At 41.1% G+C, this 460-nt stretch carries 1 protein-coding gene; it reads right to left on the minus strand.

Annotated elements, in window-relative coordinates:
* Positions 1-156 precede the first annotated feature (156 nt).
* Complete coding sequence (locus VJL_RS27460) at positions 157-438, minus strand: hypothetical protein (protein WP_038882515.1); 282 nt, start codon at positions 436-438, stop codon at positions 157-159.
* Between the last annotated feature and the right edge of the window lie 22 nt (positions 439-460).

Genomic DNA, 460 nt, shown 5'->3' on the forward strand with positions numbered 1-460 from the left:
ACATAACGCCGCGTTAAGTGGTGAGCAACGCTACCACTGTACTCAAGACATAATGACATAAACACTGATGCATATCTTTGAGCTAAAGCCGCCAAGCGTTGGGAATCCGTCTTAAACGCTTTGTTATGTTCGTAATTTACAGCGTGAGCCTAACTTCTAAAGCCATAGATTCAGAGGAAGTAATAGTAGGCTGCCAACTGCCCATAAAACACCATGCAGATAAGGAAAAGCAACTCCACCTTTTAGCAGATTCAGCCCAAAGACTACTTCCAACAACCCACCAATCAACAGAAGAACGAAATACAAAGGGATATATATTACCGAGACCATCCATTGGAATATTTCTACTGAAATCAGGTCGTTATGATGCAGATACGCCAAAGAAGCTTGAACAGTTGAGGCGATGAAAGCAACTAATATCATTCCTTGATTTCTCATTTTTCACCTTAGAACATAACGC

Source organism: Vibrio jasicida CAIM 1864 = LMG 25398, assembly GCF_000400365.1.
GTDB lineage: Bacteria > Pseudomonadota > Gammaproteobacteria > Enterobacterales > Vibrionaceae > Vibrio > Vibrio jasicida.